The sequence below is a fragment of the Serratia surfactantfaciens genome, assembly GCF_001642805.2.
GTDB classification, from domain to species: domain Bacteria; phylum Pseudomonadota; class Gammaproteobacteria; order Enterobacterales; family Enterobacteriaceae; genus Serratia; species Serratia surfactantfaciens.
On record NZ_CP016948.1, the window covers coordinates 1,580,098 to 1,591,087 of the forward strand.

Here is a 10,990-nt window from a genome sequence, read left to right on the forward strand (position 1 = left end):
TACATATGAGTGTACATATCTGGCAGGGTAAAGCTGGATAGCGTCGATAACATCATGTAGTTAAACAATATTGTATTTCTTCATGTGATCTGTCGTGTGGGTCACCACTGTAGATAAGGAATTATTAATGCCTGTTATTACTCTTCCTGACGGTAGTCAGCGTCATTTCGACCACCCCGTTTCCCCGATGGATGTCGCGCGCGATATCGGCCCTGGCCTGGCGAAAGCCTGTATCGCCGGCCGCGTCAACGGCGAGCTGGTTGACGCCGGCGATCTGATCGAATCGGATGCGCAGCTGGCCATCATCACCATCAAAGATGAAGACGGTCTGGAAATCATGCGCCACTCCTGCGCGCACCTGCTGGGTCATGCGATCAAGCAGCTGTGGCCGGATACCAAAATGGCGATCGGTCCGGTGATCGACAACGGTTTCTATTATGACGTGGATATCGACCGCACCCTGACGCAGGAAGACCTGGATCTGCTGGAAAAGCGGATGCACGAGTTGGCCGATAAGGATTACGACGTCATCAAGAAGAAGGTCAGCTGGCAAGAAGCCCGCGACACCTTCGCTGAGCGCGGCGAAATCTACAAAGTGGCGATCCTGGATGAGAACATCAGCCATGACGATCGTCCGGGCCTGTATCACCACGAAGAATACGTCGACATGTGCCGCGGCCCGCACGTGCCGAACATGCGTTTCTGCCACCACTTCAAACTGCAGAAAACCTCCGGCGCTTACTGGCGCGGCGACAGCAAAAACAAAATGCTGCAGCGTATCTACGGTACCGCTTGGGCAGACAAGAAGCAGCTGAACGCCTATCTGCAGCGCCTGGAAGAAGCGGCCAAGCGCGATCACCGCAAGATCGGCAAACAGCTCGACCTGTATCACATGCAGGAAGAAGCGCCGGGCATGGTGTTCTGGCACAACGACGGTTGGACGATTTTCCGCGAGCTGGAAGCCTTCGTGCGCATGAAGCTCAAAGAGTACCAGTACCAGGAAGTGAAAGGTCCGTTCATGATGGACCGCGTGCTGTGGGAAAAAACCGGCCACTGGGAAAACTACAAAGACGCCATGTTCACCACCGCGTCGGAGAACCGCGAATACTGCATCAAGCCGATGAACTGCCCGGGTCACGTGCAGATCTTCAACCAGGGCCTGAAGTCGTACCGCGATCTGCCGCTGCGCATGGGCGAATTCGGCAGCTGCCACCGCAACGAGCCTTCGGGTTCCCTGCACGGTCTGATGCGCGTGCGCGGCTTCACGCAGGATGACGCCCACATCTTCTGTACCGAAGAGCAGGTGCGCGCCGAAGTGAACGAATGCATTCGCATGGTTTATGACGTGTACGGCACCTTCGGCTTCGACAAGATCGCCGTCAAGCTGTCCACGCGTCCGGAAAAACGCATCGGTACCGACGACATGTGGACCCGTGCGGAAGAAGACCTGGCCGCCGCGCTGACCGAGAACGGCATTCCGTTCGAGTACCAGCCGGGTGAGGGCGCCTTCTACGGACCGAAAATTGAATTTACCCTGCATGATTGTTTGGATCGCGCATGGCAATGTGGTACCGTGCAGCTCGATTTCTTCTTGCCGGGCCGTTTGGGCGCCTCGTACGTTGGCGAAAACAACGATCGCGTCGTGCCGGTAATGATTCACCGCGCCATTTTGGGCTCCATGGAACGCTTCATCGGTATCCTTACCGAAGAATACGCCGGGTTCTACCCGACCTGGATCGCTCCGGTGCAGGTGGTGGTGATGAATATCACCGACAGCCAGTCTGATTACGTCCAGCAATTGACCAAAAAACTGCAGGATGCAGGTATTCGCGTGAAAGCGGACTTGAGAAATGAGAAGATTGGCTTTAAAATTCGCGAACATACTTTACGTCGGGTCCCTTACATGTTGGTGTGCGGCGACAAAGAGGTCGAAGCAGGCAAAGTTGCCGTTCGTACCCGCCGTGGCAAAGACCTGGGAAGCCTGGACGTAAACGAAGTCGTAGACAAGCTGCTGAAAGAGATTCGCAGCCGTAGTCTTCATCAACTGGAGGAATAAAGTATTAAAGGCGGAAAACGAGTTCAACCGGCGCGTCCTAATCGCATTAACAGAGAAATTCGCGCGCAAGAAGTTCGCCTAACCGGCGTCGATGGCGAGCAGATTGGTATCGTCAGTCTGAATGAAGCTCTTGAAAAAGCTGAGGAAGCGGGCGTTGATTTAGTAGAAATCAGCCCAAATGCCGAACCGCCAGTTTGCCGAATCATGGATTACGGCAAATTCCTCTACGAGAAGAGCAAGTCGACGAAAGAACAGAAGAAGAAGCAAAAAGTTATTCAGGTCAAGGAAATCAAATTCCGTCCTGGCACCGATGATGGCGACTATCAGGTCAAACTACGCAACCTGATTCGCTTTCTGGAAGATGGCGATAAAGCCAAAATCACCCTGCGTTTCCGTGGGCGTGAGATGGCGCACCAGCAGATCGGTATGGAAGTGCTTAACCGCGTCCGTAAAGACCTGTGTGAAGATATGGATCTGGCAGTGGTCGAATCCTTCCCTACGAAGATCGAAGGCCGCCAGATGATTATGGTGCTCGCTCCTAAGAAGAAACAGTAAGGCTTACAAGTAATGGAACCCGCGCGGCGCTTGCGCTGTGTGGGTTTTATTCGCCCAACTGATTCGTTGTTTAACAATGCGAAGTGGATTTAATTAAAATGCCAAAGATTAAAACTGTACGTGGTGCAGCCAAGCGCTTCAAAAAGACCGGCAGCGGTGGTTTTAAGCGTAAACATGCCAACCTGCGTCATATTCTGACCAAAAAAGCAACCAAGCGTAAACGTCACCTGCGTCCGAAAGGCATGGTGTCTAAAAACGATCTGGTCCTGGTTACCGCGTGCCTGCCGTACGCATAAGCCATTTTTTTTTGAATTTAGAATAAGACTTTAGGAGAGAGCATATGGCTCGCGTAAAACGTGGTGTAATTGCACGCGCACGTCACAAGAAAATCATGAAGCAGGCGAAAGGCTACTACGGTGCCCGTTCGCGCGTATATCGTGTTGCCTTCCAGGCAGTAATCAAAGCAGGTCAGTATGCTTACCGTGACCGTCGTCAACGTAAGCGTCAGTTCCGTCAGCTGTGGATTGCACGTATCAACGCAGCTGCTCGTCAGAACGGTCTGTCTTACAGCAAGTTCATCAACGGCTTGAAAAAAGCTTCGATCGAAATTGACCGTAAGATCCTGGCTGACATCGCAGTCTTCGACAAAGTGGCCTTCGGCGCACTGGTTGAGAAAGCGAAAGCAGCTCTGGCGTAAGTCAGTAGAAGAGGGAGCTTGCTCCCTCTTTTAATCTTTGTTTTCAGCGACAAATATTGACTTTCATTGGCCGCCGCTATATCACTGGTGGACAATCATCGACAAGGTACCGCAATCATGCACGCAGCTCTTTTTCGTTTCTTTTTTTACTTTAGCGCCTGATTTCAGGAGGCTTTGCGCGTAAGAAAAGAAACGAAAAGTAGCGCCTAAGCCTCCCTCGTGGAGGCTTTTTTGTTTTTGGCCATCGTCCCGCCTTGCCAGGCGTTGCGGTGAGGGCGGCAGACGCAACGCGGGCCATGCGGCGCGCAGGCGAGCCGACCGGTCGGCAACGTATTGAAAAGTCTTTGAATAATGGTCAAAGGCGTGTTCGAATATAGATAACAATTACTTAGGGCCATCCCGGCCAGAGGAAGAGGAAAGCAATGCCACATCTCGCAGAGCTGGTTGCCAATGCCAAGGCAGCCGTAGAAGATGCCCAGGATGTTGCCGCGTTAGATTTGGTGCGCGTCGAATATTTTGGCAAGAAAGGTCATTTCACCTTGCAGATGCAGTCTCTGCGCGACGTACCGGCGGAAGACCGTCCGGCGGCCGGCGCGGTGATCAACCAGGCCAAGCAAGAGGTGCAGGACGCGCTGAACGCACGTAAGAACACGCTGGAAAGCGCCGCGCTGAACGCGCGCCTGGCGGCTGAAACCATCGACGTTTCCCTGCCGGGCCGCCGTATGGAAAACGGCGGTCTGCATCCGGTGACCCGCACCATCGACCGTATCGAAACCTTCTTCGGCGAGCTTGGCTTCTCCGTGGCCACCGGCCCGGAGATTGAAGACGATTATCATAACTTCGACGCGCTGAACATCCCGGGGCACCACCCGGCGCGCGCCGATCACGATACCTTCTGGTTCGACGCCACGCGCCTGCTGCGCACCCAGACCTCCGGCGTGCAGATCCGCACCATGAAGAACCAACAGCCGCCGATCCGCATCATTGCGCCGGGCCGCGTTTATCGTAACGACTACGATCAGACTCACACCCCGATGTTCCACCAGATGGAAGGACTGATCGTCGATAAAGACATCAGCTTCACCAACCTGAAGGGTACGCTGCACGACTTCCTGAACAACTTCTTTGAAGAAGACCTGCAGGTTCGTTTCCGTCCGTCCTATTTCCCGTTCACCGAGCCGTCCGCTGAAGTGGACGTGATGGGCAAGAATGGCAAGTGGCTGGAAGTGCTGGGCTGCGGCATGGTGCATCCGAACGTGCTGCGCAACGTCGGCATCGATCCGGAAGTCTACTCCGGCTTCGCCTTCGGCATGGGCATGGAGCGCCTGACGATGCTGCGTTACGGCGTCACCGATCTGCGCGCATTCTTCGAAAACGATCTGCGTTTCCTCAAACAGTTTAAGTAAGGCGGGAATATCACATGAAATTCAGTGAACTCTGGTTGCGCGAGTGGGTAAACCCGGCCATCAGCAGCGAAGCATTATCCGATCAAATCACCATGGCCGGCCTGGAAGTGGACGGTGTGGATCCGGTCGCCGGCGCGTTTAACGGCGTTGTGGTGGGTGAAGTGGTCGAGTGCGGCCAGCACCCGAACGCCGACAAACTGCGCGTCACTAAGGTCAACGTCGGCGGCGATCGCCTGTTGGACATCGTCTGCGGCGCGCCGAACTGCCGTACCGGCCTGAAAGTGGCGGTCGCCACCGTGGGCGCGGTGCTGCCGGGCGACTTCAAAATCAAGGCCGCCAAGCTGCGCGGCGAACCTTCGGAAGGCATGCTGTGCTCGTTCTCCGAGCTGGGCATTTCCGACGATCATGACGGCATTATCGAGCTGCCGCTGGATGCGCCAATCGGCACCGACATCCGTGACTATCTGCAGCTGAACGACAACACCATCGAAATCAGCGTCACGCCGAACCGCGCCGACTGTCTGGGCATCATCGGCGTCGCGCGCGATGTGGGCGTACTGAACCAGGTTGCGCTGACCGAGCCGGATATGAGCCCGGTGGCTGCCACCATCGACGCCACGCTGCCGATCCGCGTTGACGCGCCGCAGGCGTGCCCGCGCTATCTGGGCCGCGTGGTGAAAGGTATCGACGTCACCGCGCCAACCCCGCTGTGGATGCGTGAAAAACTGCGTCGCTGCGGCATCCGCTCTATCGATGCGGTGGTTGACGTCACCAACTATGTGCTGCTGGAGCTTGGCCAGCCGATGCACGCTTTCGATCTGAGCCGCATCGACGGCGGCATCGTGGTGCGCATGGCGGAAGAAGGGGAAACGCTGACGCTACTGGACGGCAGTGAAGCCAAACTGAACGCCGACACCTTAGTGATCGCCGATCATCAAAAAGCGTTGGCGATGGGTGGTATCTTCGGCGGCGAGCATTCCGGCGTTAACGGGGAAACTCAGGACGTGCTGCTGGAATGCGCCTTCTTCAGCCCGCTGTCGATCACCGGCCGCGCGCGCCGTCACGGCCTGCACACCGACGCTTCTCACCGCTATGAGCGCGGTGTCGATCCGGCGCTGCAGTACAAAGCGATGGAGCGTGCCACGCGCCTGCTGCTCGATATTTGCGGCGGCCAGGCCGGCCCGATTATCGACGTGACCCACGAGAACGCACTGCCGAAGCGCGCCACCATCACGCTGCGCCGCGAGAAACTGGATCGCCTGATCGGCCACGTGGTGCCGAGCGAGCAGGTCAGCGACATTCTGCGCCGCCTGGGTTGCCAGGTGACCGAGCAGGGCGACAGCTGGCAAGCGGTCGCGCCGAGCTGGCGTTTCGATATGGAGATCGAAGAAGATCTGGTGGAAGAAGTGGCGCGCGTTTACGGTTACGACAACATCCCGGATGTGCCGGTCCGCGCCGATCTGGTGATGACCCAGCATCGCGAAGCCGATCTGACGCTGAAGCGCGTGAAGACCATGCTGGTCGATCACGGTTATCAGGAAGCGATCACCTACAGCTTCGTCGATCCGAAGGTGCAGGCGCTGTTGCACCCGAATGAAGAAGCGCTGATCCTGCCAAGCCCGATTTCGGTAGAAATGTCGGCGATGCGTCTGTCGCTGTGGACCGGCCTGCTGTCTGCGGTGGTGTATAACCAGAACCGCCAGCAGACGCGTCTGCGTCTGTTCGAAAGCGGCCTGCGCTTTGTGCCTGATAGTGCGGCAGATCTGGGTATCCGCCAGGACGTCATGCTGGCGGGGGTGATCGCCGGCCATACGCACGATGAACATTGGGATCTGGCGCGCAAGCCCGTCGACTTCTATGATTTAAAAGGGGATCTGGAGTCTGTCCTCGAACTGACCGGTAAATTATCCGAAATTCAGTTCCGGGCGGAAGCCAATCCGGCCCTGCATCCAGGGCAAAGTGCGGCGATTTATTTGCACGGCGAACGCGTAGGTTTCATCGGTGTGGTTCACCCGGAACTTGAACGTAAACTGGATCTTAACGGCCGCACCGTGGTGTTTGAACTGGAGTGGAACAAGCTTGCGAGCCGCGCTGTGCCTCAGGCGCGGGAGATTTCGCGCTTCCCGGCAAACCGCCGTGATATCGCCATTGTGGTGGCTGAAAACGTCCCCGCAGAAGATATTTTGGCCGAGTGTAAGAAAGTTGGCGCAAATCAGGTAGTTGGCGTAAACTTGTTTGACGTGTACCGTGGCAAGGGCGTGGCAGAAGGTGACAAGAGCCTGGCTATCAGTCTGGTATTGCAGGATACCGCTCGTACACTGGAAGAAGAGGAGATAGCCGCTACCGTTGCAAAATGCGTAGAGGCTCTAAAACAGCGATTCCAAGCATCCTTGAGGGATTGAACCTATGGCGCTTACTAAAGCTGAAATGTCAGAACACCTGTTTGAGAAGCTTGGGCTTAGCAAACGGGACGCCAAAGACCTGGTGGAACTGTTCTTCGAAGAGGTCCGTCGGGCCCTTGAGAACGGTGAACAGGTAAAACTGTCGGGTTTTGGCAACTTTGATCTGCGTGACAAGAACCAACGTCCGGGGCGCAACCCGAAGACCGGCGAAGACATTCCGATTACGGCGCGCCGCGTGGTGACTTTCCGTCCGGGTCAGAAGCTGAAAAGCCGGGTAGAAAACGCCAGCCCGAAAGGGTGAGTGACGTGACATCAAAAAAGGCCGCTTGCGCGGCCTTTTTCTTTTTTGGGGCAAAATTCAGTTTATTCCTAATCGAGCAGGTAGAGATTAAATATATTTATTAAATCACTACGGCGAAAATTTATTTAATCTTAATTGCGGAATATTCTTATATCTTATTTTTCTTGGGTGGTAATTTTATTTCTCTCTTCAATAACGACCATAATAATGGCCAGGGCCATCGCCGCGGTGACCACCGCCCCAGTGTGGACCCCAGCAGCAGGCACTGAGGGTTGAGGCCAGGGCCACCACGGCCAGCAGCATACCTATACGTTTAATCATCCTATTATCCTCCGGTGGGAATCCACTTAATTATAATTGTCGCGCGGCTTAAGCGGCGTCAGTTATTTGTTAAGCCTTGTCAGCGACTATGATAATTAAAGGCGGTGGCAAACAGTGTAGGGATTGTGTAAGGCCGTCGAAAACGATCTGAAAATAGGCATCGGTGAGATAGTCGCTAAATAAACGCACTGATATAACCACTGCAGCAAGAAAAATAGAGTGAGAAGGCAAAATGAAAAAGATCCTGTTGCTGGTGTGTTTCCCTCTGTTGCTGCCTTTGGCGGCGCAGGCCGATGTGTCCGTCGATATCAACGTACCGGGCGTTTCCCTGCATCTGGGGGATCAGGACCGCCGCGGTTACTACTGGGATGGCTACGACTGGCGTCCACCGCAATGGTGGCATGCGCATCAGGGGCGTGGCCTCGGCGAGCGCAATGCGCGTGGCTTGTACTGGGACGGCGGGCGTTGGCAACCTTCGCCACCGCGCGGGTATGAGCATCGCGAGCCGGCGCGCAGCGGCAATCCGTTCCACGGCGATCGCGATAATCGCGACCATGACCGGCGTCATGACGATCGCGGCGATCATAGTCGTGGCGATGACGGCCGCGGCCAGCCTTATCCGCAAGGCAACCCTGGCCCGCATCGTTAACCCCTGAGTTTATCGGCGGCTGGTTTTGCCATCATCGTTGCGATGACGGGCAGGGCCAGCCGCTGCTTTCCTGCGCCATCGCCAACGCAAGGCTTCCCCTTGCGGCGTTAACCCCCTAATATTCGATTCAGACGTCAATTATCCGGCCACCATAGCGGCCGGCAGGGAACCGCCGCGCCATGCCAACCAGCCGTACCTTCACCTTACTGTTGCAACACCAACGTTACCGCGACAAACGCCAGGTCATGCTGTTGGCGTTGGGCGTGGCGGTGGCGTTGTTGTTCAGCCTGTGCGCCGGGGATCAATGGATATGGCCGTCGGCGTGGTTCAGCGATCGGGCGCAGCTGTTTGTCTGGCAACTGCGTTTGCCGCGCGCGCTGGCGGTGATGCTGGTTGGCGCCGCCCTGGCGGTAGCGGGTGCGGTGATGCAGGCGCTGTTTGAAAACCCACTGGCGGAACCAGGCCTGCTGGGCGTGGCGAACGGCGCCGGCGTAGCGCTGGTGCTGACGGTATTGTTGGGCCACGGTCTGCTGCCGGTGGCGCTGATGAGCGCCGCCGCGATAGCCGGCGCGCTGGTGATGACTTTCTTGCTGCTGTGGTTTGCTCGCCGGCGGCGCCTGACCAATGCGCGGCTGTTGCTGGTTGGCGTAGCGCTGGGCATCGTGTGCAGCGCGCTGATGACCTGGGCGGTCTATTTCAGCACCAGCCTCGATCTGCGGCAGCTGATGTACTGGATGATGGGCGGTTTCGGCGGTGTCGACTGGCGTCAAAAGTGGCTGGTGCTGGCGTTGTTGCCGGTGCTGCTGTGGCTGTGCGGCCAGGGCCGAGCGCTCAATCTGATGGCGCTGGGCGAAGTGCAGGCGCGGCAGCTCGGGCTGTCGCTGCATGTGTGGCGCAATCTGCTGGTGCTGGCGATCGGCTGGCTGGTCGGTGTCAGCGTGGCGCTTGCCGGCGTGATCGGCTTCGTCGGGCTGGTGATCCCGCATATTCTGCGGCTCACCGGCCTGACCGACCAACGCTATCTGCTGCCGGCCTGTGCGCTGGCGGGAGCCGGCGTATTGCTGGTGGCCGATGTGATCGCCCGCGTTGCGCTACTGGCGGCCGAATTGCCGATCGGCGTGGTGACCGCCACGCTGGGGGCGCCGCTATTTATCTGGTTACTGACCCGGGCAAAAGGCGTAAGGTAGTTTTCTTCATTCACCTGCGATTAAAACTAAAGGATGACAACCGATGAGCAAGCCAATCTACAACCTGCCGTTACAAACCATCGAAAATCAGGCCACCACGTTGGGCGCCTATCAGGGCAAGGTGCTGCTGGTGGTCAATGTGGCCTCGGAGTGCGGCCTGACCAAGCAGTACGAAGGGCTGGAAGCGCTGTACGAAACCTATCGCGATCGGGGCCTGGAAGTGCTGGGGTTCCCGTCCAATGAATTCCTGGGCCAGGAGCCGGGCAGCAACGAAGAGATCCTGGCGTTTTGCCGTGGCACCTTCGGCGTGCAATTCCCGATGTTTGCCAAGATTGAGGTGAACGGCGACCAGCGCCATCCGCTGTATCAGGCGCTGATTGCCGCGCAGCCGGAGGCCACCGCCCCAGAGGGCAGCGAATTCCTGGCGCGGATGACCAGCAAAGGCCGCGCGCCGAAGCAAGCCGGCGATATTCTGTGGAACTTCGAGAAATTCCTCGTCGCGCGCGACGGTACGGTGATCCAGCGCTTCTCGCCTGACACTACGCCGGAAGATCCGGCGCTGGTGGCGGCGGTGAAACAAGCGCTGGCGGGATAAGACGGATGCTGCAGCTCGTTGAGGTTGGCGTGGCGGGGCGCCTGGCGCCTTTTTCGGCACAGATTGACGGCGGGTTGCAGGTCCATCTGATCGGCCCGAACGGCGCGGGGAAGAGCACCCTGTTGGCGCGGGTGGCGGGCATGTTGCCGGGGCTGGGCGAGGTCCGCCTGAACGAACGCGCGCTGTCCGATTATTCGGGGAGCGAACTGGCATGCCGGCGCGGTTACCTCAGCCAGCAACAGCCGCCGGTGTCGCTGATGCCGGTATTTCAGTATTTGGCGTTGCATCGGCCCGCGGCAGCGCCGCAAACTGATGTGGAGCACGCCATCCTCTATCTGTGCCAGCGCCTGAAGCTGGCGGATAAGCTGTCGCGCATGCTGACGCAGCTTTCTGGCGGCGAATGGCAGCGGGTGCGGCTGGCGGCGGTGCTGTTGCAGGTGTGGCCCAGCGTCAATCCGCACAGTCGGCTGTTGCTGTTGGATGAACCGACCAACAGCCTGGACGTGGCGCAGAAAGTTGCGCTGGATCGCCTGCTGCGGGAGTTTTGCCAGAGCGGGCGCAGCGCTCTGGTGTGCGCGCACGATCTGAATCATACCTTGCAGCAAGCCGATCGGGTTTGGTTGCTGCACGCCGGGCGGCTGGTGGCGCAGGGCGTGACGCGTGAGGTGATGGCGCCCGCACTGCTGTCGCAGATCTACGAAGTGGATTTCCACCTGCAATGGGTGGGAGAACAGCGTTGGATCATGACCAAAACGGCTTAGATTTCTCCGCCAGCGTTCCACAACATAAACGAAAACTAAACATAGTGAATATAAATAGCG

The 10,990-nt window shown here is 57.4% G+C and carries 12 protein-coding genes and 1 other annotated feature; all 12 genes read left to right on the forward strand.

The features are described 5' to 3' along the window. Positions 1-127: 127 nt before the first annotated feature. The 12 genes from thrS to btuD all read left to right on the forward strand — a co-directional run bounded on the left by thrS (position 128) and on the right by btuD (position 10,930). On the forward strand, positions 128-2,056 hold the full coding sequence (thrS, locus tag ATE40_RS07565; RefSeq protein WP_025159696.1) for a threonine--tRNA ligase: 1,929 nt from the start codon (positions 128-130) through the stop codon (positions 2,054-2,056). A 3-nt stretch (positions 2,057-2,059) separates the two neighbouring features. Beyond that, positions 2,060-2,611, forward strand: coding sequence for a translation initiation factor IF-3 (gene infC / locus ATE40_RS24105; RefSeq protein ID WP_048233542.1), 552 nt, complete (start codon positions 2,060-2,062; stop codon positions 2,609-2,611). A 98-nt stretch (positions 2,612-2,709) separates the two neighbouring features. Beyond that, positions 2,710-2,907, forward strand: a complete 198-nt coding sequence (gene rpmI / locus ATE40_RS07575) for a 50S ribosomal protein L35 (protein WP_004931418.1) — start codon at positions 2,710-2,712, stop codon at positions 2,905-2,907. A gap of 44 nt (positions 2,908-2,951) precedes the next feature. Next, complete coding sequence (gene rplT / locus ATE40_RS07580) at positions 2,952-3,308, forward strand: 50S ribosomal protein L20 (protein WP_004931417.1); 357 nt, start codon at positions 2,952-2,954, stop codon at positions 3,306-3,308. A gap of 113 nt (positions 3,309-3,421) precedes the next feature. Beyond that, positions 3,422-3,544 (forward strand) — a sequence feature (Phe leader region). Further along, a complete protein-coding gene (gene pheM / locus ATE40_RS24910) occupies positions 3,426-3,470 on the forward strand; it encodes a pheST operon leader peptide PheM (protein ID WP_139074214.1) in 45 nt (14 codons plus the stop codon). (Overlaps the previous feature by 45 nt.) A 186-nt stretch (positions 3,545-3,730) precedes the next feature. Continuing rightward, complete coding sequence (pheS, locus tag ATE40_RS07585; protein WP_025159697.1) at positions 3,731-4,714, forward strand: phenylalanine--tRNA ligase subunit alpha; 984 nt, start codon at positions 3,731-3,733, stop codon at positions 4,712-4,714. Positions 4,715-4,728: 14 nt separating this feature from the next. Continuing rightward, a complete protein-coding gene (pheT, locus tag ATE40_RS07590) occupies positions 4,729-7,116 on the forward strand; it encodes a phenylalanine--tRNA ligase subunit beta (RefSeq protein ID WP_019456029.1) in 2,388 nt (795 codons plus the stop codon). 4 nt (positions 7,117-7,120) lie between these two features. Further along, positions 7,121-7,417: an integration host factor subunit alpha gene (gene ihfA, locus ATE40_RS07595; RefSeq protein ID WP_004931414.1), complete on the forward strand. Its 297-nt coding sequence runs from the start codon at positions 7,121-7,123 to the stop codon at positions 7,415-7,417. Between the two features lie 553 nt (positions 7,418-7,970). Further along, positions 7,971-8,387, forward strand: a complete 417-nt coding sequence (locus ATE40_RS07600) for a DUF2502 domain-containing protein (protein WP_063919343.1) — start codon at positions 7,971-7,973, stop codon at positions 8,385-8,387. A 179-nt stretch (positions 8,388-8,566) separates the two neighbouring features. Continuing rightward, positions 8,567-9,574, forward strand: a complete 1,008-nt coding sequence (gene btuC / locus ATE40_RS07605; protein WP_063919344.1) for a vitamin B12 ABC transporter permease BtuC — start codon at positions 8,567-8,569, stop codon at positions 9,572-9,574. A 43-nt stretch (positions 9,575-9,617) separates the two neighbouring features. Next, positions 9,618-10,169: a glutathione peroxidase gene (locus ATE40_RS07610; protein ID WP_063919345.1), complete on the forward strand. Its 552-nt coding sequence runs from the start codon at positions 9,618-9,620 to the stop codon at positions 10,167-10,169. Positions 10,170-10,174: 5 nt separating this feature from the next. Further along, positions 10,175-10,930: a vitamin B12 ABC transporter ATP-binding protein BtuD gene (gene btuD, locus ATE40_RS07615; RefSeq protein WP_019456025.1), complete on the forward strand. Its 756-nt coding sequence runs from the start codon at positions 10,175-10,177 to the stop codon at positions 10,928-10,930. The last annotated feature ends 60 nt before the right edge of the window (positions 10,931-10,990 follow it).

What these genes read in the sequence shown, in the direction of transcription:
- ATE40_RS07600 (WP_063919343.1), top strand. Translation starts at nt 7,971, where the DNA reads ATGAAAAAGATCCTGTTGCTGGTGTGTTTCCCTCTGTTGCTGCCTTTG.
- btuD (WP_019456025.1), top strand. Translation starts at nt 10,175, where the DNA reads ATGCTGCAGCTCGTTGAGGTTGGCGTGGCGGGGCGCCTGGCGCCTTTT.
- rplT (WP_004931417.1), top strand. Translation starts at nt 2,952, where the DNA reads ATGGCTCGCGTAAAACGTGGTGTAATTGCACGCGCACGTCACAAGAAA.
- thrS (WP_025159696.1), top strand. Translation starts at nt 128, where the DNA reads ATGCCTGTTATTACTCTTCCTGACGGTAGTCAGCGTCATTTCGACCAC.
- pheT (WP_019456029.1), top strand. Translation starts at nt 4,729, where the DNA reads ATGAAATTCAGTGAACTCTGGTTGCGCGAGTGGGTAAACCCGGCCATC.
- btuC (WP_063919344.1), top strand. Translation starts at nt 8,567, where the DNA reads ATGCCAACCAGCCGTACCTTCACCTTACTGTTGCAACACCAACGTTAC.
- pheS (WP_025159697.1), top strand. Translation starts at nt 3,731, where the DNA reads ATGCCACATCTCGCAGAGCTGGTTGCCAATGCCAAGGCAGCCGTAGAA.
- rpmI (WP_004931418.1), top strand. Translation starts at nt 2,710, where the DNA reads ATGCCAAAGATTAAAACTGTACGTGGTGCAGCCAAGCGCTTCAAAAAG.
- ATE40_RS07610 (WP_063919345.1), top strand. Translation starts at nt 9,618, where the DNA reads ATGAGCAAGCCAATCTACAACCTGCCGTTACAAACCATCGAAAATCAG.
- ihfA (WP_004931414.1), top strand. Translation starts at nt 7,121, where the DNA reads ATGGCGCTTACTAAAGCTGAAATGTCAGAACACCTGTTTGAGAAGCTT.